The sequence below is a fragment of the Enterococcus sp. DIV1368f genome (assembly GCF_051712245.1).
GTDB lineage: Bacteria > Bacillota > Bacilli > Lactobacillales > Enterococcaceae > Enterococcus > Enterococcus faecalis.
On record NZ_JBIOON010000001.1, the window covers coordinates 1,122,030 to 1,144,390 of the forward strand.

Annotated in this window: 18 protein-coding genes; 16 read left to right on the forward strand and 2 right to left on the reverse strand. The window is 37.3% G+C overall.

Features of this window, described 5'->3' with window-relative positions:
- Positions 1 to 3: 3 nt before the first annotated feature.
- From IGL07_RS05765 to IGL07_RS05830, 14 genes are all read left to right on the forward strand, one after another.
- Positions 4 to 612 carry an NADPH-dependent FMN reductase gene (locus IGL07_RS05765; RefSeq protein WP_002357907.1) on the forward strand — a complete coding sequence of 203 codons (609 nt, stop codon included), beginning with the start codon at positions 4 to 6 and terminating at the stop codon, positions 610 to 612.
- Between the two features lie 18 nt (positions 613 to 630).
- Complete coding sequence (locus IGL07_RS05770) at positions 631 to 1,887, forward strand: NADPH-dependent oxidoreductase (RefSeq protein WP_010817206.1); 1,257 nt, start codon at positions 631 to 633, stop codon at positions 1,885 to 1,887.
- Positions 1,888 to 2,298: 411 nt separating this feature from the next.
- Positions 2,299 to 3,789 (forward strand): helix-turn-helix domain-containing protein, encoded by a 1,491-nt coding sequence (locus IGL07_RS05775; RefSeq protein ID WP_010817207.1) that lies wholly within the window; start codon positions 2,299 to 2,301, stop codon positions 3,787 to 3,789.
- The gene (locus tag IGL07_RS05780; protein ID WP_029655997.1) at positions 3,740 to 4,414 is read left to right on the forward strand and encodes an AP2 domain-containing protein; all 675 of its coding nucleotides are present in this window, start codon (positions 3,740 to 3,742) and stop codon (positions 4,412 to 4,414) included. The genes IGL07_RS05775 and IGL07_RS05780 overlap by 50 nt, the downstream gene beginning before the upstream one ends.
- Positions 4,415 to 4,672: 258 nt before the next feature.
- Positions 4,673 to 5,563 carry a metallophosphoesterase gene (locus IGL07_RS05785; protein ID WP_025187330.1) on the forward strand — a complete coding sequence of 297 codons (891 nt, stop codon included), beginning with the start codon at positions 4,673 to 4,675 and terminating at the stop codon, positions 5,561 to 5,563.
- A gap of 291 nt (positions 5,564 to 5,854) precedes the next feature.
- A complete protein-coding gene (locus IGL07_RS05790; protein ID WP_002382199.1) occupies positions 5,855 to 6,766 on the forward strand; it encodes an ABC transporter permease in 912 nt (303 codons plus the stop codon).
- Positions 6,767 to 6,780: 14 nt separating this feature from the next.
- Positions 6,781 to 7,662: a carbohydrate ABC transporter permease gene (locus IGL07_RS05795; RefSeq protein WP_002357901.1), complete on the forward strand. Its 882-nt coding sequence runs from the start codon at positions 6,781 to 6,783 to the stop codon at positions 7,660 to 7,662.
- Positions 7,663 to 7,679: 17 nt separating this feature from the next.
- Positions 7,680 to 9,278: an ABC transporter substrate-binding protein gene (locus IGL07_RS05800; protein WP_002357899.1), complete on the forward strand. Its 1,599-nt coding sequence runs from the start codon at positions 7,680 to 7,682 to the stop codon at positions 9,276 to 9,278.
- A gap of 56 nt (positions 9,279 to 9,334) precedes the next feature.
- Positions 9,335 to 9,928 (forward strand): hypothetical protein, encoded by a 594-nt coding sequence (locus IGL07_RS05805; protein WP_010817208.1) that lies wholly within the window; start codon positions 9,335 to 9,337, stop codon positions 9,926 to 9,928.
- On the forward strand, positions 9,921 to 10,838 hold the full coding sequence (locus IGL07_RS05810) for an acetylxylan esterase (RefSeq protein WP_010817209.1): 918 nt from the start codon (positions 9,921 to 9,923) through the stop codon (positions 10,836 to 10,838). The genes IGL07_RS05805 and IGL07_RS05810 overlap by 8 nt, the downstream gene beginning before the upstream one ends.
- Positions 10,819 to 11,583 carry an endonuclease/exonuclease/phosphatase family protein gene (locus IGL07_RS05815; protein WP_002377753.1) on the forward strand — a complete coding sequence of 255 codons (765 nt, stop codon included), beginning with the start codon at positions 10,819 to 10,821 and terminating at the stop codon, positions 11,581 to 11,583. Before IGL07_RS05810 ends, IGL07_RS05815 begins: the two co-directional genes overlap by 20 nt.
- A 4-nt stretch (positions 11,584 to 11,587) precedes the next feature.
- A complete protein-coding gene (locus IGL07_RS05820) occupies positions 11,588 to 13,738 on the forward strand; it encodes a glycoside hydrolase family 3 N-terminal domain-containing protein (protein ID WP_010710169.1) in 2,151 nt (716 codons plus the stop codon).
- A 17-nt stretch (positions 13,739 to 13,755) separates the two neighbouring features.
- Positions 13,756 to 17,031, forward strand: a complete 3,276-nt coding sequence (locus IGL07_RS05825; RefSeq protein ID WP_010817210.1) for a GH36-type glycosyl hydrolase domain-containing protein — start codon at positions 13,756 to 13,758, stop codon at positions 17,029 to 17,031.
- 15 nt (positions 17,032 to 17,046) lie between these two features.
- Positions 17,047 to 18,012 (forward strand): LacI family DNA-binding transcriptional regulator, encoded by a 966-nt coding sequence (locus tag IGL07_RS05830; RefSeq protein ID WP_002382203.1) that lies wholly within the window; start codon positions 17,047 to 17,049, stop codon positions 18,010 to 18,012.
- A gap of 32 nt (positions 18,013 to 18,044) precedes the next feature.
- Here IGL07_RS05830 and IGL07_RS05835 read toward each other — a convergent pair whose 3' ends face one another.
- Both IGL07_RS05835 and IGL07_RS05840 read right to left on the reverse strand, forming a co-directional pair.
- On the reverse strand, positions 18,045 to 18,575 hold the full coding sequence (locus tag IGL07_RS05835; protein WP_002384665.1) for a DUF5067 domain-containing protein: 531 nt from the start codon (positions 18,573 to 18,575) through the stop codon (positions 18,045 to 18,047).
- 270 nt (positions 18,576 to 18,845) lie between these two features.
- Complete coding sequence (locus tag IGL07_RS05840) at positions 18,846 to 19,559, reverse strand: GntR family transcriptional regulator (protein ID WP_002366529.1); 714 nt, start codon at positions 19,557 to 19,559, stop codon at positions 18,846 to 18,848.
- Positions 19,560 to 19,801: 242 nt separating this feature from the next.
- Between IGL07_RS05840 and IGL07_RS05845 the strand changes: the two genes are divergently transcribed.
- Both IGL07_RS05845 and IGL07_RS05850 read left to right on the forward strand, forming a co-directional pair.
- Entirely contained in the window at positions 19,802 to 21,235 is a 1,434-nt protein-coding gene (locus IGL07_RS05845) for a glycoside hydrolase family 1 protein (RefSeq protein ID WP_002397839.1), read from the forward strand.
- A 24-nt stretch (positions 21,236 to 21,259) separates the two neighbouring features.
- Positions 21,260 to 22,309, forward strand: coding sequence for an oxidoreductase (locus IGL07_RS05850; protein ID WP_002419153.1), 1,050 nt, complete (start codon positions 21,260 to 21,262; stop codon positions 22,307 to 22,309).
- Positions 22,310 to 22,361: the final 52 nt, after the last annotated feature.

Here is a 22,361-nt window from a genome sequence, read left to right on the forward strand (position 1 = left end):
ATTATGAAAAAAATTATCGGCTTAGTAGGAACGAACTCAGAGCAATCAACCAATCGTCAACTTTTGCAATTTATGCAACACTATTTTGCGCAGGAGGCTGACATTGAACTAGTTGAAATTGTTGACTTTCCTATGTTTAACAAGCCAGAAGACAAAGTTTTGCCAGAAATAGTTAAAACGGTTGCTGAAAAAATTGAAGCAGCAGATGGCGTCATTATCAGTACGCCTGAATATGACCATGCGGTGCCGGCTTCTTTGATGAATGCCCTAAGTTGGTTATCTTACGGGATTTTTCCGTTTGTTGATAAACCAGTTATGATTACTGGTGCATCCTATGGCACGTTAGGTTCCTCTAGAGCACAAGCGCATCTGCGTCAAATTTTAGATGCTCCTGAATTGAAAGCACGAATTATGCCAAGCTCTGAATTTCTATTAGCGCATTCCTTACAAGCTTTTGATGAAAACAATGCGTTAAAAGATTCAGAACAAATAGATAAACTAGCTGGTTTGTTTGCAGATTTTTGTGTATTTATTGAAATTACAGAACAGCTGAAACATGCGCATGCGCAAAATAAAAAAGAAGCAGAAAATTTCTCATGGGAAACGATTTAACGAAATGGAGTGAATAAAATGAAATTAATTGGGATCGTCGGATCAAACGCTGATTCTTCTTATAATCGGTTACTACTGCAATATATTGGCAAAGAGTTTTATAAAATGTTCGACTTGGAAATTTTAGAAATTAAAGATATTCCAATGTTTAATCAAAGTAAGGATCAAACGAACAGTGTCTTGATTCAGAATATGAATCGCAAAATTTTACAAGCAGACGGCGTAATTATTGCGACGCCCGAACATAACCATACCATTCCTGCCGGTTTGAAAAGTGTGTTAGAATGGTTATCTTTCAAAATTCATCCGCTGGAAAATAAACCAGTAATGATTGTTGGTTGCTCTTATTATGATCAAGGAACCTCACGTGCGCAATTACATCTCCGTCAAATTCTTGATGCACCTGGTGTCAATGCAATCGTGATGCCTGGAAACGAGTTTTTATTAGGAAAAGCTAAAGAAGCATTTGATGAAAACGGTAACTTAATTGCGGAGGGAACACGTCAATTTTTAGAAAGCACATTACAAAAATTCGTGGAATTCATTGATGTGATTTCAAAATTAGAAGGGGCTAAGCCAAAAGACTTACCTGAAGATTTACATGCAAAAGGAACCATTGAAACAACGATCGAAGGGGTTGATATGGCAGCAGATGATTGGGTAGAACAAGCAGCAGAAGCGGTTCAGGCTGTGGAAGGCGACACATACGTAAAATTAGATCGAGGCATTTTAACCGTAGATCAGCTAAATTATTTCTTAAAATCAATGCCAATGGAATTGACTTATGCAGACAGTAACAATCAATTTTTATATTACAATAAAAAAATGGCTGCTGAAGAAATGTTTGCTAAACGGCAACCAGGACAAGTTGGTAATCCATTAGCGAATTGCCATCCGCCAAAAGCATTGAAAAATGTAGAATGGGTGATTCAACAATTACGGTCAGGAAAAACAGATGCTATTCGCGTTCATGTTCCAATGCACGGACCAGATACCTATGTAGTGCATAACTATCAAGCGATGTATGATGATAATGGAAATTACGCGGGAATTAATGAGTATATTTTAGACTTTAAACCAATTGTTGATTGGTATTTAAAACAAACTGGGCAAGAATTAGTCGGTGGAAAAAACGTCGATGCAGTCAGTGGTGCCTCCAAAAAAGAAGCGCCAGAAACGGCAGATAGTGTCTCAAGTGCATCAGTCCATGAAGAAGAGTCAGCGACCGAAAAGCCAACAATTGACAGCGTTTCTAGCGCTTCAATTAAAGAGTAAAATAACAGCAAAAAATAGCGGCAACAAGTAGTCATACTGTATTCAGATTAGCAATGCCAAATGAGGACTTTTATTGACAGAAGCTGATACTTAAAAGAGTAAGAACTTTATAGGAAGATAGTATAGAAGACGAACCAAAAGTTTCAATCATTTTTGACGAATAGGCTAGAAAAGAAACAGAAAATTAGTCAAGCAAATCAGCTTTTCTTTAAATTTAAAGTAAAAAAATAACAAAAAAAGCCTCCTTGGTGACGCAAGGGGGCTTTTTTTGGTTAAAATAATACTTTTCTATGAAGATTCCTAAATATTGAAAGAATCATTTTTAAATTTGTGGAAAAAATAAGCAAGATTGACACTCACGTCTTGTTAAAAAAATAGATACTTAAGGCGTGATAGTTTGGAGTTGAAAATGTGACTACTTTGTTAGATGAATTATTAGACCAAGAATTCCGAGATAAATTACTTATTTATCAAACTTTTATGAATAGTGAAGGTCCATTATTAAAAGAAGAATTTTATGGATATTTTGATTTATCCACTCAAAAGTTAGAATCGTTGTGCCGTCAAATAAATTATGAATGTACACAGATTTCTTCAAGGAGTCAAATTCTTTTTCCAGCTAAAGGACTGATTAGTGCGCAAAAATTATCGCAAATTGATTACCAAGCCTTAAGAAAATATTATTTTGATCAATCACTAATGGCCAAGTTGCTTCTTGATGTGGGCCTCTATCAAAAGCACACGATTCAAGAATTTTCTCAAATCCATTTTATGAGCAAAAGCAAAATTTATGCCTTCTCGTATAAACTAAATCTGATTTTAGCTAATTGGCGTATTAAATTAAAGTCAACAGGCTTGGTTGGAGAAGAGAAAAATATCCGAAGTTTTTGTTTTCAATGCTTGTATTATTTTTATGGAAGTAATCAAGAAAGGCTGCCTAACATTTTGCTGGAAAATAGTCCTAGCATTAAACGATTTATAAACGATCTACAACTGATGTATCAAAAAACGTTTAGTCTTAATCAAAGCGCACAACTATTTATTCTTTTAACGATCCAACGTTTTCGTGTGTTTTCTGATCATGTAGTGGACTCTTTTACGGAAGTTCATGTGCCTAGCTGTTTACAGCATGCGTTTGAAAAAATTTATACAAGTGAAACACCTCTTTTTAAAGAGGATTTTGGCAAAGAGACTTCATATATTTTTCTTTTTTTAAGTTTAAATGAATACATTGATAGTCCGATTGTTTTTCCAGATAAGTTAACCATGTTAGACGAATTTATTGATCATATGAATAGTGTTATTCCTTTCTTTGAAAAGCGAATTACGGTGGAAACAAAAGAAAAATTAAAGTTGATTTGTTATCGCTGGGACCGCCTATACTTTTCGGTGGCTGCATTTATTCCCGCCAAGCAGAGCAGTTTCTTTGAAGAGCGGTTTCCTCAAATTCATCGCGCCTTAGATGGTTTTATACAAAAGACAGAGTCGCTGCATCAAAAACGATTTTTAATGTATGAACGTGTGCATCTATATTATGATTTTATGTTTTGTTTGTTAAATGATCGGTCTTTTTGCGCAATTGAAAAAACGATTCATGTATTTGTTGATTTTTCTGGTGGGGAGGATTATAACCGCTTTATTGCAAAAATTATTGCTTCTTTCAATTATATGGATGTCATGATTGATCACAAATTAACCTTAGAAACCGATTTGTATTTGTCCGATTTTTATAGTTCGAAAGTACGGTGTCGTCAATTGACATGGCGTCATTTGCCGGAAACAAAAGATTGGCAAGTATTTGCTGAGGTGGTCAGAGAACTAAGAAAGGGAGAGACTCAGAAAAATGAGCACTATGAGAGAAACCCAATCGAGATGTGGCGAGAACAAGAATACGAAGGATAGTCAATTGAGACAAGCAGGTAACTATAAAGACTTAACTGGTCAAAAGTTTGGTGAGTTGACAGTAGTAGCACCAACGGCAAAAAGAAAAGAAGGGCTAATTGTTTGGGCCTGTCGCTGTTCTTGTGGGAGCTATACAGAAGCTTCAAGAAGACAACTAATTCGTGGATATCGAACCAAATGTGCGCACCATCGCTATCAAACAATGTTGAAAAAAAACTATCATGAATTAGTCGTGGTACGGATCGAAAGTATTCATCAGACAATGAAAGCGTATTGTCTGTGTTCGTGCGGACAATCTTGCTGGGTTCGCTGTGAAAATTTGTTGAATGGTCATACCAAAAGTTGTGGTCATCGTAAAAAGAAGGATTACCGACAAAGAGTTGCTGGCGTAATTCCAGGGAAGTTGCAAAGTAAACGCCCTAAAAATAATAGCAGCGGACACAAAGGAGTGAGCCAGACCGCTTCTGGGAAATGGCTGGCTTATATCTCTTTGAAAGGCAAGCGCCATAACTTAGGTATCTTTACGGAAAAAAGTGAAGCAATTTTAGCAAGAAAATTAGCAGAACGTCGTCTATTTCAACCAATTTTAAAACAAGAAATAGTGACTACAAATAAGGAAGTTTAGCAACAGAGAGGATGCGAAAGATGTTAGCAGGCTTATTTTCAGTAACTGGAATGATTTTATTGGGGATTTTATTTTGCTTAATTGGTTATCAAACGTTTCGAAAACATCATCATTAAGAGAAGAATGTTCTAGCTAGATAATTTCATCGACAGATGAAATTATCTAGCTTTTTTTTATAAAAAAGCTAAGAAAAGGATAAGAGATTGTGGAAATTCTTTAGGTTGTTTAACAAAGCCTTAATTTCCTTTGTTTTAGATTGTGGTTAAGAAGATTTTTCTCTATACTAAGTTTTCGGAAATCAAAGAAAAGAAAGGAGCGAGTGATGTGGTTAAAAAAATTGGTTTAAGTATAATGCTCTTATTTTTTTTCTTAATTATCGCACTCCCAATCTATGCGTGGAAGATTGAGCCGAATTTAGTTCACGTTAATCAGGTGACTTTGGGAAAGAAAAATCAACGAGAACCATTGAATGTTGTTCAACTTTCGGATATACAAGTTTCAGAATTTTATGAGACGAAGCGGTTAGATAAAGTCATAAAAAAAGTCAATCGTGAAAAACCAGATATTATCGTTTTTACAGGTGATTTATTTGACAATTATGCCAAAAATCCGCAACAAAAAGAACCGATGATTGAAAAATTAAAACAGTTGCAAGCGACAATTGGAAAATATGCAGTTTGGGGAAATCATGATTATGGTGGCGGTGCTTCTGTGGTGTATGATGAAGTCATGGAGGCCAGTGGCTTTACCGTTATGAAAAACCAAGGAGAAACAGTAACCTTAGCAGATGGACGCCGTCTTTTTATTGGTGGTTTAGATGACTCGTTATTAGGAAATCCTTCCGTTTCAGAAACATTATCCTATCGAGAAACGTATGACTATGCGTTATTAATGACCCATGAACCAGATGTCGCGGATGCATTTGTTGGTACGGGTACACAGTTAGTTTTAGCAGGACATAGCCATGGTGGACAAATTTGGATTCCTTTTTATCCAATCACAAATGTTTTAGCAGAAAAATATACCAGAGGATTGTATCAGTTGGACCAAGAAACACAACTATATGTTAATACAGGCTTAGGAACGACCGCCATTCATGCCCGTTTTGGGGTGATCCCTGAAATTACACATTTTACTATCTATATTTAAAAAGTCTGGTCAATCCGACCAGACTTTTTTCTGTTATTTAACAGAATTATTTTTAAGAAAAAGATGTTCATATTTTGGTGAAACGTTTCTATAAAATGCTTTAAAATATCTAGAAAAGAGTATTTTTATGGAAAAAGAAGCAGGGAAAATAATTTCTTTATAAATGGTCTATAGCGCTTTTTAATGCTGTTATTTTTAAACAAAACCATAATGTAAGGGTTTACAACCGTTTGAAGTGAATGTATAATCTGTTTGTAGAAACGTTTCACTAAAAAGAAAGGAACCCTGCTTATGAAAAAACTAAAAAAGTTTTATGATCAGCGGCAATTGCATTGGATGGTACTTCCGGGTGTAGCATTCATGATTGTCTTTAACTACATTCCAATTTATGGAATTATCATTGCTTTTAAAAATTATACGATTGTTGATACGGTTTCTTCTGCACCATGGGTTGGACTTGAAAATTTTCGAATCATTATGGAAGATAGTTTTTTTTGGGAAGCAGTTCGTAATACCTTAGCGATTAGTTTAATGAAACTTTTTTTAGGATTCGCTATTCCGATTATCTTAGCGGTAATGATTTTTGAAATGAGAGATGGACATTTGAAAAAAGTGATTCAGACGATTTCTTATATTCCGCACTTTTTTTCTTGGATCGTTTTAGGTGGGATGTTGATTTCGTGGCTTTCAACAAATGGCTTTATCAACCAAGTCATGATGTCGTTAGGCTTAATGAATCAGGGCGTCAATCATTTGTTAGATCCTGATAAGTATTGGTGGATTGCTGTTCTTTCTGATTTGTGGAAAGAAGTAGGTTGGGGCACGATTCTCTATCTTGCTGGCATGTCTCGTATTGATCCAACGTTTTATGAAGCGGCGAGAATTGATGGTGCTTCAAAATTAACACAAATCCGAACGATTACTTTGCCCTTATTAGCGCCGATTATTTCGTTGAACTTAATTCTAAATGTTAGCGGTTTATTGGGATCGAACTTAGATCAAACGTTGGTTTTAATGAATGCTCAAAACCAAAACAAATCAGAAGTAATTAATTCATTTGTTTATCGTATGGGGCTAACGCAAGGGGACTTTTCTTATGCGACGGCAGTTGGTTTAGGGATTTCTGTTATTTCAATTGTTTTATTAGTCATTACAGATCGCATTACTAGAAAAATGAACAATGGTCGGTCGGTTATTTTATAAAGGAGGCAACAGCTGTGATTAAAAGAAAATCAAAAGAAAACAAATGGTTTTACTTTTTCAATACGTTAATTCTTGTGTTGTTTTCTTTATTAATTATCGTGCCAATTTGGAATATTTTAGTTTCCTCAGTTTCGTCAAGTTCGGGTTTAGCCGGTAAAGGCTTGGTTTTATGGCCGAAAGGATTTACGCTAGAAAATTATCGGAAAGTTTTTTCGGATAGTAGCATTCCGCGAGCGTTTTTGATTTCTGTTTTAAAAACAGTTATTGGTGCGTCGACGCATACACTGTTCTGTGCGATTGTCGCCTATGGACTTAGTAAATCTAGACTAGTCGGTCGTAACATTTATACAACGATGGGTGTCATTACAATGTACTTTGGTGGGGGCATGATTCCCACGTATCTTTTGATTAAGTCATTAGGACTCTTAGATACCTTCTGGGTATATATCATTCCAGCTTTATTTAGCTATTATGATGTAGTTATCTTAATGAACTTTTTCCGAGAAATTCCACCATCTTTAGAAGAATCCGCCAAAATAGACGGCGCCAGTGAGTTTCAAATTTTTTATAAAATCTTTTTACCTTTAACAAAACCGGCATTAGCCACCATCATTTTATTTAATGGGGTTGGTCAATGGAATGACTTTATGACCACAAAATTATATATTACCAAAGAATATCTGTATCCATTGCAGATGAAAATTTATGAAATTATTGTTCAATCAAACTTGAGTACCATGACAGAGAGCGGCAGTACAGATATGGTGGTGCAGGCAACGACACGTGGTGTTCAGCTGGCAACAATTGTCATTACAACGATACCAATTTTAATCATTTATCCATTACTACAAAAACACTTTATCGGCGGTATGATGGCCGGTGCAGTAAAAGAATAAAGAAAGTAGGGAACAATATGAAAAAAGTTTTAGGCGGTTTATTGGTGGCAACGGCGGTCGTTAGTTTAGCGGCCTGTAGCGGTGGGGAAAAGAAAGCTAGCTCAGATGTCTCAATTAAGGATCGGTATGAATTAGATGAAAAGACGCCTGCTTGGAAGTTAGATAAGAAGAAAGAACCGACCAAGATTAAATGGTATATTAACTCAGATTGGACGGCATTGCCTTTTGGAAAAGATGTGACCACTGCGCAGATTAAAAAAGATTTAAATGTGGATATTGAATTTATTTCCGGCGATGATTCAAAATTAAATGCCATGATTTCAAGTGGAGATATGCCTGATATCGTGACATTAACTGAAAAAACTGGACAAGCAGCATTGAAAGCAGATTCTTGGGCCTATTCTTTAAACGATTTAGCTAAAAAATATGACCCCTATTTAATGAAAGTTGTTAACCAAGATACGTTTAAATGGTATGCCTTAGAGGATGGAAAAACATATGGTTATCCTAATTACTCTAATACAAAAGCGGATTATGAAAGTGGAAATATCCCAGTAAATGATAATTTTGTTATTCGTGAAGATGTCTATAATGCATTAGGCAAGCCAGACGTTTCAACACCAGAAAATTTTGAAAAAGTCATGCAACAGATTAAAGAAAAATATCCTGAGATGACCCCAATGGGCTTCACCACAGTGGGCGATGGTGCAGGACCATTTTTAGACAAATTACAAGACTTCTTAGGTGTTCCTTTAGAGGATAAAAATGGTAAATACTATGATCGAAATTTAGATAAAGAATACTTAGAATGGTTAAAAACATTTAATGATGTTTACCGAGCAGGCAATATTAGTGATGATAGCTTCACAGATGATGGGGCGACGTTTGATGAAAAAGTGAAACAAGGAAATTATGCAACCATGCTCGTTGCTGGAACCAGTGGTCAAGGTGGGAACTTTACAGAATTTATGAAAAAATCTGGCACACGTTATATAGCCATTGATGGACCAAGTAGCACTTCTGGCCGAAAACCAACATTAAATCAAACCGGCATTTCAGGTTGGTTAAGTAATTACATTACGAAAGATGCGAAAGATCCAGCGAAAGTCACTCAACTATTCACATATTTAATTGATGAACCGGGACAAATTTTAACAAAATATGGCGTTGAAGGAGTTACTTATGCGTACAATGATCAAGGAAAAATTGATTATTTACCAGAAGTGAAAAAATTAGAACAAACAGACAATGATGCCTACAACAAAAAATATGGCATTAGTCGTTTCCTATACTTTAACAATGACCGTGTTAATAAACTAAAAGTGCCAATGGAAAGTGCTTTAACGCAAATGCAAGAATGGGGCAAAGGAAAATTGGTCCCACATTTCGTAATTGAAAATATTAATCCAGATGCAGGAACGCCGGAAGCTCGTGCGAATGAAGCGATTGAAACCAAACTAAATACAACCGTTATTTCAATGATTCGTGCGAAAGATGATAAAGCCTTTGACAAATCTTTAGAAGACTACAAAGCATTCTTAAAATCAAATAAATGGGATGCAATTGAAAAAATAAAATCTGAGAAAATGGCAGAAAACAGAGACAAACTTAAGTAAGAGAGGAGGAGAGAAAAGCGGATAAAGCAACGAGAAATCCGCTTTTCTCTTTTAATATGAATAAGCTATTTGCATATGAAGGTTGGTATTATCGGATTTTTTCTTTTATTGCCAACTTGATCATTATTAATTTTCTCTTTTTAATTACCTGTATAACAGGCATCTTTAGCGGTGTCGGCTTAATTGCGTTGTATCGAACGATCTATCGTTTGTATCGTGAAAAAGATATTCCTGTTTTGCGAACGTTTTGGATAGCATTAAAAAATAATATCATGCGAGGTTTTATTTTAACAGGTGTCTTGTTCGTTGCTTTTTTACTGGGCGGTATTGTCGTAACAAGTTTATTTAAAATAGCCACTAGTTTAGGTTTCTTAGCTATTTTTCTATTAAGTTTTGTTGCATTATTTTTGACGAGTTTTCTTTTTCTCTTTTCCGTTTTTAATTGGTCCGTTAAAAAGACACTAGGTGAGACGGTTTATGTGGTCTTAAGTAATAGTGCCAATGCGATTATTTTGTTTATTTTACCTCTTTTAACGTTTGTTTTTTTCTATAAGCTTAATTTGTTTTTATATATTGCGTTAGGATTCGGGACAACGGCTTTTCTTCAAGTTGCGTTTTTTCAGAAAGTGTTAGGTGTGGAACATGAATGAGTATTTTGAGTTTTGGGAAAAGACTAAGGAAGAACTTCAAAAAATACCGCTAGATATACATCGGCGGGTCATTGACTATCCATTGGAGAATGTTCAAGTGGAACAGGTCGACTTTTTAAGTTTCCTAGGTGAGCGCATCTTTGGCTATTTGTTACTTCCTAAAACGGCGGGAAAACAGCCAATAGTGATTGACTGTTTAGGCTATATGAATCATATTCAAGAACCTTGGCAATTTGCTCATTGGACACAAATTGGTTGTGCTTGTTTTGTCATTGATAATCGAGGTCAAGGGGGATTAACCAAAGATCGCGTGCCATATCAAACAATTTGGCATGAAGCACCAATGGGACGAGGATTTCTAGACAAAGAAGATTGGTACCAACGCCGCTTGTTTGCCGACCATTTACGTAGCGTAGAAGTGGTGCGGACCTTTACTGAAATTAATCAGGACCAAATCATTCTTCGTGGTGGTTCCCAAGGGGGTGGCGTAGTGTTAATGGTGAACAGTTTAGTCGACTTCCCGATTTTAGCTACTTTTGCAGATGTTCCAAGTCATTCTTGTTTAGAAAATCGAGTAGCAGAAGGAACGGGTTCGTATCAAATTATTCATCAGTACTTACAAGAGCATCCTCAAGCGCATGAAAAAATTGCCGCGGTTCTTCCTTATTTTGATAGTCGCCACTTTGTTTCGCAAATTAAAAATCCAGTCTTTGCTTCTGTTGGGAGTCACGATCCGATATGTCCAATGAAAGATTTTTTCCCTTCTTATCATCAGATAAAGGCAAGAAAAGCAGTCAGAGTGTATTGGAAAAAAGGCCATGGTGGCGGTGAAACAACCCAGATCCGTCGTGAGATGAGTCAAATTCAACAACTATTGCAGGAGGTTAAAAATGAAAATAGCTACGTATAATGTCCGGGTAGATACAGAGTATGACCAAGATTGGCAATGGTCTTTTCGTAAAGAGGCTGTTTGTCAGTTAATCAATTTTCATGATTGGAGCCTTTGTTGTATTCAAGAAGTACGACCGAATCAAGTCAGGGATTTAAAGGCGTATACAACATTCACCTGTCTTTCTGCGGAAAGAGAAGGGGATGGTCAAGGAGAAGGACTAGCGATTCTCTATAACGAACAAAAAGTTCAGGCTATTGATACAGGGTATTTTTGGTTATCTGAAACACCTCAGCAGCCAAGTATCCATCCTGAAGCTGGCTGTCCAAGAATTGCTTTGTGGGGACTATTTAAGGAAACGACTCAAAATACGCCTTTTTTAGTCATCAATGTTCATTTGGATCATATTTCAGCTCATGCTCGTTTAGCAGGAATGACCGTTATCTTAGAGGAGTTACATGACAAAATTGCACAGTATCCAACTTTATTAATGGGCGATTTTAATGCAGAGTCGGGGGAAGCGGTGCATCAACTTGTTCAAAAAAAATTTCAAGATAGCAAAAATTTAGCTACTCATTATGGCCCAAGAGGAACATTTCAAAATTTTACTTACACAAAGCCTTGGGCGGAATTAGAAGAAATTGATTATATTTATGTAAAAGGTTGGCAAGTACAGCAAACCGCAAGTTTAACAGATAGTATCGATGGACGTTTTCCCTCCGACCATTTTCCTTTAGAAGCAGAAGTATGTATTGAAGAAAGGTGAGAGTATGAAAGAAAATCAACTGATTCAATTAGTCGAAGAAATGACAATTGATGAGAAAATTAATCAATTATTACAATTAGCAGCAGCGTTTTATTCAGATAAAGCAGAAGAAAAGACCGGCCCTATGTCAGAGCTAGGACTAAGTCAAGAAACGATTGATACGGCGGGGACAACACTGGGTGTTTCCGGTGCAAATGAAGCGAAACGTGTTCAAAAAGAATATATGCAAAATCATCGCTTAAATATTCCAACACTTTTAATGGCGGATATTATTCATGGTTTCAGAACCATCTTTCCGATTCCTTTGGCTTTAGGAAGCACTTGGGATGAAGCAGCAGTTGAAAAAATGGCGGAGATTTCAGCAAAAGAAGCTGCTGTTTCAGGATTACATGTAACCTTTTCGCCAATGGTTGATTTAGTGCGCGATCCACGTTGGGGACGTGTCATGGAGTCAACAGGTGAAGATCCATTACTCAACAGCCGCTTAGCTGCTGCAATGGTTAGAGGTTACCAAGGAGAAAATTTAAAAGAAGACAATTGGCGAGTAGCCGCGTGCGTGAAGCATTTTGCGGCATATGGTGGTGCCTTAGCTGGTCGGGATTATAATACGGTAGATATGTCTGAACGGCAGCTAAGAGAAATGTATTTACCTGGCTATAAAGCTGGATTAGATGCGGGTGCAAAACTTGTCATGACGTCCTTCAATACAGTGGATGGGATTCCTGCTACAGGCAACCAATGGCTGTTTAGAGACGTATTACGAAATGAATTTGGCTTTGAAGGAGTTGTGATTTCAGACTGGGGAGCGATTAAAGAATTAATTCCTCATGGTGTTGCCAAAGATGAAAAACAGGCAGCAGAATTGGCTATCAAAGCTGGTGTAGATATTGAAATGATGACCACGTGTTATCCAGATTATTTAAAAGAATTACTTGAAGAAGGCCGGATTGCTGAAACACTTATTGATGAAGCAGTTATGCGAATTTTAAAACTAAAAAATGAGCTAGGCTTATTTGAAAATCCCTATCGTGGTGCGGATGAACAAGCGGAAGCAGAAGTGATTTTAAGCAAAGAACATCGAGAAATAGCTAAAAAGATTGCTCAAAAATCAATGGTTCTTTTAAAAAATGAAAATATTTTGCCTTTTACACCGCAAGAAAAAATCGCGCTTGTCGGCCCAGGGGCCCAATCACAAGATATTTTAGGGGCTTGGTCATGGCAAGGAAAGAAAGAAGAAGCCATTTCCCTCGTGGCTGGGGCCCAAAAATTAACCACAAATCTTCTAGTTGCCCAAGAACCCTTTGATTACTTTGAACCGACCGCGGCGGCCATTGAAGAGGCTCTAACGTTAGCTAGTCAAGCAGATAAAGTAGTAGTGGCACTAGGCGAAACAGATTGGATGAGTGGGGAAGCTGCCAGTCGCAGTGATATTCGTCTACCCGAAAAACAATTAGCAGTAGTGGCACAAATTATTGAGAAAAATCCCAATGTTGTTGTCACGGTCTACAGTGGCCGGCCCTTAGATTTACAAGGGATAGATGTTGCAAAAGGAATTGTGCAAGCTTGGCAACCTGGAACAGAAGGGGGCAATGCGCTAGCAGAAATTTTGTGGGGACAGTACAATCCAAGTGGTCGTTTAAGTATGTCGTTTCCAGAAACGGTTGGTCAAGTGCCAATTTTTTACAATGTCGACAATACTGGGCGTCCTTATGAGTCAGCACCAGAAGAAAAATATGTTTCTAAATATTTAGATGTCTCTAATTACGCTAAATATCCCTTTGGATTTGGCTTAAGTTATAGTCATTTCTCTTATCAACCAATTCAACTAAGTGCATTAACATTTACCAAAGAACAACCAGTCACGGTCTCTGTTTTAGTAAGAAATGACAGTCCAATCGCTGGAGAGGAAACCGTGCAATTTTATGTACGTGATTTGGTGGGACAAGTGGTTCGCCCAATTAAAGAGTTAAAAGATTTCCAAAAAGTTTGGCTGGAACCAAAGGAAGAAAAAGAAGTTCAGTTTCTTCTTTCAGAGGATATGGTGCGCTATGTTCATTCAGACAATCAGGTAACCAGTGATGCAGGTGAATTTATCGTAATGATTGGTGGAAATAGTCGCGATGTACAAACCGCAACAGTCACGTTAAATGAATAAGATGGGAAGGATAAGTTATGCAGATAAAGAAGCTTAAGCAAGCAGACACAGTCGCTACATTTCTAGAGACAGGTGATTTAAAAGAATTGAATAGCTGTGGCATGATGATTAATCAATTAGAAGGTAATCCTTTAGACGGCAGTATGAACCAACTCTATTTGCGGATAATTACAGGGGACACAATTAATTATCGACCAATGATTGGTTCCAACAGTCAAAGTGATTTTTATCTTTCAGATAATCAATTGACATGGCGGGGTGAATTTGAAGCGGTTCGTTACCAAGTTGACTTTCGTTTGGGGCCAAGCAATCAATGGTTCTGGCGGGTTAATGTCACTGGAACTGGCTTAGTAGATATTGTTTATGGTCAAGATATTGGCTTAGCGACAAAAGGAGCCGTTCAGTCAAATGAAGCGTATGTGTCGCAGTATCTTGATCATCACATTTGGCAAGAGGGCGAAGAGCTTGTTGTTTTATCAAGACAAAATCAACCGCAAAATGAGAAGTTTCCAGCCCTTATTCAAGGGAGTTTTCAAAAATTAGCAGGCTACTCAACGGACGGCTATCAATTTTTTGGACGTTCATTTAAACAAACGAACACACCAGAAGCATTGAGGAAAAGATATTTAGCAAATGAAGTCTATCAATATGAATTTGCTTACACCGCTTTACAAACGGAAGCCGTCCAATTAACGAATGAAAGTAAGGAATTTGTTTTTTATGGTGCGGTAACAGAAACACATCCGCAAGCATTAGCTGAACCTTTTTTATCGAAAGAAGACTTACAAGCTATTTATGAAACTGTGACATTCGATTCATTAGAAGGAACACAGGACTATCCTCCGAAACTTTTAGGAGAACCTATCACAGGAAATCCATTAACGGAAGAAGAGTTGGCCGCACTTTATCCCCTTCAGACACAAATTGAAAAAGTAGCAGGTCAGACGTATTCCTTTTTCACGGAAAATTACCATCACGTTGTTCTTCAAGAAAAAGAAATTGCCATGGAAAGAGCGCATGGCCACATTTTATTAAGTGGTAAAGGCTTAACGGTTGACGAACCTTTGCTTAGTACGACAGTGTATATGTATGGCATTTTCAATTCACAAGTAGTTTTAGGAAATACGACCATGAATAAATTAATGAGTAATAGCCGAAACGCATTAAACGTTATGAAACGCTCTGGTCAACGAATCTACATTTTAGAGAATGGCTTATGGCGCTTACTAACAATGCCTTCTGCTTTTGAAATGGGGTTGAACTCTGCTACGTGGTATTATAAGTTGCCAAAGGATACAATTCGAGTACGCACCTTCACTTCGCCTGATTCAAGAGTGATTCAATTGGAAGTGACCAGTCAAAAGGATGCATATATGTGGGCTGTTTCTAACCATTTGTTATTAGGACCGGAAGAAGTCCCAACCTATCAATTAGAACAAACTGGCAAAACGCTTCGAGTGACGGGAAATCATTCTGCTACAGAAAATTATTACCCAGAACTAACCTATGCATTGACAGTTGATAAATCATTTCAAGTAACCGATAGCACATTATTTGGTGGAGCTGAAGCGGACTTATTAGTCTTGGCAATCGAAAAGACCCAAAAATTTTCACTACTTATTACGGGCAGTATAGAGGACCAATCATTAGTCAATACACCATTAGATTTTGAAAAAGCAGAAAGTCAATATTTGGCATTCATTAATGGCTTGTTGCATCATTTTGAGTTAACACACACAGACTCAAGTGTGCAGCAAATGAATCAATTAACTCGTTGGTATACTCATAATATGCTCGTTCATTATTTGTCGCCACATGGCTTAGAACAGTATGGTGGAGCAGCTTGGGGCACACGAGATGTGTCGCAAGGACCGACAGAATTTTTCTTTGCGACGCAACAGCCTAAGATCGTGGCCTCCATTATTCAGCATCTATTTGAAAATCAATTTGAGGACGATGGCAACTGGCCGCAATGGTTTATGTTTGACCGATACGAAGAACAAAAAGCCAGTGAAAGCCATGGCGATATTATCGTCTGGCCATTGAAAGTAGTGACTGATTATTTGGAACAAACCGCAGATTATTCAATCTTAGCTACGGAAATCCCTTATACAAGTCGCAAAGATAATCACAAAACAAAAGAAACAGCATCTTTATTTGAACATTTGAAAAAAGAAATAAATTATATTGAACAACATTTTTTACCAGAAACTTTTCTATCCTGTTACGGTGACGGCGATTGGGATGACACGTTACAACCTTATGATAATCGTCTTAAAGAGCAAATGGCTAGTAGTTGGACCGTTGCCTTAACGTATCAAGTATTGAAAAAATTTGCGGCTTTAATTACGGAAATCGATGCTACTTATAGTCAGCACTTAGCAATTTTAGTCGCAGGAATAAAGAACGATTTTCAAAAATATATGTTGGCGGATGAAACGATTCCAGGGTTTATTTATATGGAAACGCCAGAAACTTTTGAACAAATGATTCACCCAAATGACCAAAAAACAGGGATTCAATATCGGTTATTGCCAATGACTCGTAGTATGTTAGCTGAATTATTAACACCGGAACAAGTAAGTCATCATTTAGAAATTATTGAAAAAGAATTAACGTTTCCTGATGGCGTGCGTTTAATGAACAAACCAGCGAACTATCGAGGCGGTGTGAGCACTAATTTTAAACGAGCAGAACAGGCGGCTAATTTTGGTCGCGAAATTGGCTTACAGTATGTTCATGCGCACATTCGCTATACAGAAGCGATGGCGAAAATTGGTCAGCGAGACAAAACCTGGCAAGCATTAATGCAAATCAATCCAGTTCAATTAAAAGAAGTGGTTCACAATGCAGAGTTACGCCAAGCCAATGCCTATTTTAGTAGTTCCGATGGCGATTTTAAAACAAGGTATGAATCACAAGAAAATTTTGGTAAACTAAAAGATGGAAGTATTGGGGTAAAAGGTGGTTGGCGAATTTATTCAAGCGGGCCGGGAATTTATTTAAATCAATTAATTACAGCTGTTTTAGGGATTCGGCAAAAGGCCCAAAGTGTGGTTTTTGATCCCATGTTACCAGAAAAATTGTCTGGTTTAACACTAACTTACCAATTGTTTGATAAACCTGTCACATATAAATTTTATCCAAATCAGTCAGCGAAAATAGTTATCGATGGTCAAGAAGTTCCGTTTAAGTTTGAAGAAAACCCTTATCGAGAAGGGGGAATGGAAGTTCAAAAAGACGAGGTGCTTTCATTATTAAATGAAGCAAGTGTTATTGAAATTTACCATTAGAAAGGAGAGTAGTCCATGGTAGGAATTAAAGATATTGCAAAAAAAGCAGGCGTATCAATCTCGACCGTTTCTTACGCATTGAATGGTAGTTCAAAGGTAACTGAAGAAACACGAACGCGCATCCAAGCAATTGCTGAAGAGCTAAACTATGTTCCTAACATGGCCGCTCGCACATTAAAACGTCGTCAAACCAATATTATTGGTGTCTATTTGGCCGATTATGGCGGTAGTTTTTATGGTGAATTGTTGGAGGGAATTAAGAAAGGCTTAGCACTGTTTGATTATGAGATGATTGTCTGCAGCGGTAAAAAGTCACATCTTTTCATTCCTGAAAAAATGGTGGATGGGGCAATTATTTTAGATTGGACATTTCCAACAAAAGAAATTGAAAAGTTTGCTGAACGAGGCCATTCGATCGTTGTCCTTGATCGAACCACTGAGCATAGGAATATTCGGCAAGTTCTCTTGGATAATCGTGGCGGTGCCACGCAGGCAATTGAGCAATTTGTCAATGTGGGTTCAAAAAAAGTTCTTCTGCTTTCTGGACCAGAAAAAGGTTATGATAGCCAAGAACGATTGGCTGTTAGTACACGAGAATTAACTCGTTTTGGGATACCTTATGAAATTATCCAAGGCGATTTTACCGAACCTTCTGGCTATGCGGCTGCTAAAAAAATTTTGAGTCAACCACAGACAGAACCAGTCGATGTTTTTGCTTTTAATGATGAAATGGCGATCGGTGTCTATAAATATGTTGCAGAAACAAATTACCAAATGGGGAAAGACATTCGGATGATTGGTTTTGATAATTCTGAACTAGGTGCGTTTGTGCAACCGCGATTAGCAACAATTGCCTATTCTAAACATCGATGGGGCATGGTGGCTGCAGAGAAAATTATTCATTTAATGCGGGGAGAAGCTGCTGAGAGCGAACACATTTACACACGTTTTATAGAAGGAGAATCTTTTCCGTCTGAATAATAAATAAAAAGTTTGGTCCAATGCTAGCTAAGCTAGCGGACCAAACTTTTTTCTGTAATGGTAATTTCTTCTGATGCAATGGGTTCATCCAGACTGAGAAGGCGATCTCTAAATTTAAAATGGACCGGCTTGTTCTCATTAATAAATTCATACGGGTAAGCGCCTTGGATTGTTTCACCAGGATTGATTTCATCTGCTAAACGATCTAATTTGTCTTGGAAAGGTGAATCTGTTAAGACTGCATATTGTAAATTTTGGGCTTTTCCGTGGACAGTTTGACTAACTTCCATAAAACTTTGAATCATTAGCTGAATATTTTGTGTTTTTTCGGTTGTATTGGTTAATTCAAACAGGACATAAAACATTGGTTTGCCTTGATAATCTTTTCCTTTATGCAAGGCAGTTAAGGCTAAACGCCCATCTGGAACCAACAATGTTCGATTTTCATACGTCCCAATACTTGTCGCCAACACTTCATCAGGTGCGGGCGCACTTTGACTTGCTGGGCTGCCACTTACAGTTGAACAAGCACTTAATAAGGTACTTAGAACGAGTAAGCTCATTAAAATGTAGGGTTTCCTCATATAAAGTCCTCACTTTGGTTGATTGACTATGTAAAAAACAAATTGCTTGTATCTATATAAAAAAGAGTGCTACAAGCAATATTTTAATCGTAGTTCTAGTAAATAGCAATACTTTTATCAAAATTCATGTTTGGAAATATAATTTGAAAAATATTTTTAACTAGTAGAAAAACATTTCTAACAAAAAGTATTGGCTCAAAGTAAAGAGATCGTTTTGTTAGAAATGAGAAATGGTAACATAAAAGTTTTCTATTTTTCTGCAATTAAGACAGTTTCAAAAGTGAATTCACTAGGAATATGATTCGCAATTGAGTATTCAAAAATATGCCCGTTGCCTAGGTACGCAATTTGTTCTGCACGCATCAGGAAATCATTATCGGTTAAGTTTAAATATTTTTTTTCCAACGCAGAAGGACGGATCCCAGAAATGCTGACCCGCGCACTTTGAATTTTTTGATGCAATTGTTCCGAAATATATTGATAAATGGAGACTTTCAATTCTTTCATTGTCAAGTTCGGAATTAAAGCAACGGGCATCCAAGTGTATTCAATAATTGAGGGCACATCTTCGATAATCCGTAAGCGAATAATTTTGTAGACTAACTCTTCTTCTGTAATACTTAATTTTTCAGTCACCCAAGGCTCAGGTACTTCTGTTGCAAAGCCTAAAACCACGGATTCAACTTTTCCATCGTAGGTTGAGTAAGTGCCGGTTAACGGAGAAAATTTAGTAATAGTTCGATTTTGAAAGTCTTGAACAAAGCTGCCCGAGCCACGTCGTCTGACAACATAACCTTCTTGCACAAGCAAATGTAAGGCTTTTGTAATGGTTAGTTCGCTGACCTGATATTTTTCTGCAAGAAGACGACCTTGGGGTAACTTTTGATTAATTGGATAAACACCTGCTTCGATATCCTGTTTTATAGCTGCATAAATTTCTTTATAACGTGTATTTGTCCGCATCAGAGTACTCCTTTATCACCAGTATTTCTCTCATTATACCATGAATTTAACTTGTTAAAACTATATATTTATTTTTAACGTAACCACTTAATAATCAAGTACTTAAATAAAAGTAGTTGACTTATTACTTTTAAAACTATATAGTTTTAAAAGTAAACAGAAGAACTTATTGATCTGATTGGTACTTTTTGTGAAAACCTTTTACAATAAAAGGGCAGCACAGAAAAGAGGGAGGTATGACAATGGAACATCACCAACTAAAAGCATTTCCGCAAGATTTTTTATGGGGCTCTGCTTCGGCAGCTTATCAAGTAGAAGGTGCTTGGAATGAAGACGGCAAAGGCGCATCTGTTTGGGATGAATTTGTTCGGCTACCAGGAAAAACGTTCAAAGAGACAACTGGCGATTTAGCCGTCGATCATTATCATCGTTTTAAAGAAGATGTGGCTTTAATGAAACAACAAGGTTTAAAAGCATATCGTTTCTCGATTGCATGGACACGAATTTTACCTGAAGGGCGTGGTCAAGTAAATCAAGCGGGACTGAAATTTTATTCAGATTTAATTGATGAGTTATTAGCGGCAGGAATTGAACCAATGGTAACTTTATATCATTGGGATTTGCCAGCTGTTTTGCAAAAAGAATATGGTGGCTGGGAATCAAGAAAAATTATTGCTGATTTTGTGGCCTACGCGAAAATTTTATTTGACGCTTTCCGTGGCAAAGTTCGCTATTGGATTAGTTTAAATGAACAAAATGTGTTTACTTCGTTAGGTTATCAATTAGCCGTGCATCCTCCCGGCGTAACAGACAATAAACGGATGTATGAGGCCAATCATATTGCTAATTTAGCCAATGCAGCAGTGATTAATGCGTTTCATGAATTAGAAATGCCTGGCAAAATTGGCCCTAGCTTTGCTTATACGCCTGTTTATGCCGTTGATGCGCATCCTGCCAATGTTTTAGCGGCTGAAAATGCAGAAGATTTGCTGTCGCATTTTTGGTTAGATGTCTATCTTTGGGGAGAATACCCAGTTGCCGCATTAAATTACTTACAGGAGCAAGGTGTGGCCCCAACGATAAAAGAGGGCGATTTAGCGTTACTACGTTCAGCCAAACCTGATTTTCTAGGTATTAATTATTATCGGACGGATACGGTTGCTGCTAATCCATTAGATGGCGTTGGAATAGGGAAGATGAATACAACGGGTGAAAAGGGTTCTGAAACGGAATCTGGGGTACCGGGTTTATTTAAAAAAGTAAATAATCCATATGTTGAACGAACGAACTGGGATTGGGCCATTGACCCGCAAGGTTTGAGAATTGCCTTACGACGATTAGCTAGTCGCTATCAAGTGCCTATTTTAATTACTGAAAATGGGTTAGGCGAATATGATACCTTAACAGAAGATAAACAAATTCATGATACGTATCGCATTGATTATTTGCGAAGCCATATCCAAGCGATTCAAGAGGCGATTACGGATGGCGTTTCAGTTATTGGTTATTGTACATGGAGTTACACCGATTTACTGTCGTGGCTTAACGGCTATCAAAAGCGTTATGGCTTTGTCTATGTGGATCAAGATGAAACACAAAAAGGTTCCTTAGAAAGAATCCCGAAAGACAGTTATTATTGGTATCAAAAAGTCATTGAAACAAATGGACTTATCTAATTATAAGAAAAGAGTGTGGAAAATATGACAGTAAAAATGGGGTTTATTGGATTTGGTAAAAGTGCCAACCGCTACCATTTACCTTATGTAATGATTCGAGAAACACTAGAAGTGAAAACGATTTTCGATTTACATGTTAATGAAAAAGCAGCAGCGCCCTTTAAAGAAAAAGGCGTAAATTTTACCACTGACCTTAATGAATTATTGACGGATCCAGAAATTGAATTGATCACAATCTGTACGCCGGCGCATACACATTATGATTTAGCCAAACAAGCCATTTTGGCTGGTAAATCAGTGATTGTGGAAAAACCATTTTGTGATACGTTAGAACACGCAGAGGAATTATTTGCTTTAGGGCAAGAAAAAGGGGTAGTAGTGATGCCTTATCAAAATCGACGTTTCGACGGCGATTACCTAGCGATGAAGCAAGTAGTAGAGCAAGGCTTTTTAGGAGAAATCAATGAAGTGGAAACACATATTGATTATTATCGACCAGGAAGTATCACGGAACAAGGACCTAAAGAAAATGGTTCGTTTTACGGACTAGGCATTCATTTAATGGATCGCATGATTGCTCTTTTCGGGCGTCCAGATCAAGTCACTTATGATATTCGTAATAATGAAGTGAGTGAGGCAGTCGATAATTATTTTGACGTTGATTTACATTATGGTTCAAAATTAAAAGTAAAAGTTAAAACGAATCATTCTGTCGCTAGTCCGTATCCACGTTTTATTGTTCATGGTAGCAATGGTTCGTTCATCAAATATGGCGAAGATCAACAAGAAAATGATTTAAAAGCCGGAATCATGCCGGATGCACCAGGCTTTGGAGAAGATTCACCAATGTATTATGGAGAAGTGACCTACCGTAATGGCAATGGCGACTGGATTAAAAAACAAATTAAAACGCCTGTAGGTGATTACGGTCGTTATTATGATGCCGTCTATGAAACGTTGAAAAATGGTGCACCGCAACTAGTAACTGAAGAGCAAGCATTAACTAACATCGAAATTTTAGAAGCAGGTTTTCTTAACCCAAGTCCAAGTGTTTATCGTTTGAAAGAAAACTAAAGCGTGTTTAAATGACTTGAAAAGCGCCTGCCCGACAGTCCAGACAACTGTA

Coding starts and splice junctions, on each gene's coding strand:
- IGL07_RS05815 (WP_002377753.1), top strand. CDS start 10,819: ATGAAAATAGCTACGTATAATGTCCGGGTAGATACAGAGTATGACCAA.
- IGL07_RS05840 (WP_002366529.1), bottom strand. CDS start 19,559: ATGCGGACAAATACACGTTATAAAGAAATTTATGCAGCTATAAAACAG.
- IGL07_RS05765 (WP_002357907.1), top strand. CDS start 4: ATGAAAAAAATTATCGGCTTAGTAGGAACGAACTCAGAGCAATCAACC.
- IGL07_RS05825 (WP_010817210.1), top strand. CDS start 13,756: ATGCAGATAAAGAAGCTTAAGCAAGCAGACACAGTCGCTACATTTCTA.
- IGL07_RS05770 (WP_010817206.1), top strand. CDS start 631: ATGAAATTAATTGGGATCGTCGGATCAAACGCTGATTCTTCTTATAAT.
- IGL07_RS05780 (WP_029655997.1), top strand. CDS start 3,740: ATGAGAGAAACCCAATCGAGATGTGGCGAGAACAAGAATACGAAGGAT.
- IGL07_RS05800 (WP_002357899.1), top strand. CDS start 7,680: ATGAAAAAAGTTTTAGGCGGTTTATTGGTGGCAACGGCGGTCGTTAGT.
- IGL07_RS05845 (WP_002397839.1), top strand. CDS start 19,802: ATGGAACATCACCAACTAAAAGCATTTCCGCAAGATTTTTTATGGGGC.
- IGL07_RS05805 (WP_010817208.1), top strand. CDS start 9,335: ATGAATAAGCTATTTGCATATGAAGGTTGGTATTATCGGATTTTTTCT.
- IGL07_RS05820 (WP_010710169.1), top strand. CDS start 11,588: ATGAAAGAAAATCAACTGATTCAATTAGTCGAAGAAATGACAATTGAT.
- IGL07_RS05850 (WP_002419153.1), top strand. CDS start 21,260: ATGACAGTAAAAATGGGGTTTATTGGATTTGGTAAAAGTGCCAACCGC.
- IGL07_RS05810 (WP_010817209.1), top strand. CDS start 9,921: ATGAATGAGTATTTTGAGTTTTGGGAAAAGACTAAGGAAGAACTTCAA.
- IGL07_RS05830 (WP_002382203.1), top strand. CDS start 17,047: ATGGTAGGAATTAAAGATATTGCAAAAAAAGCAGGCGTATCAATCTCG.
- IGL07_RS05835 (WP_002384665.1), bottom strand. CDS start 18,575: ATGAGCTTACTCGTTCTAAGTACCTTATTAAGTGCTTGTTCAACTGTA.
- IGL07_RS05790 (WP_002382199.1), top strand. CDS start 5,855: ATGAAAAAACTAAAAAAGTTTTATGATCAGCGGCAATTGCATTGGATG.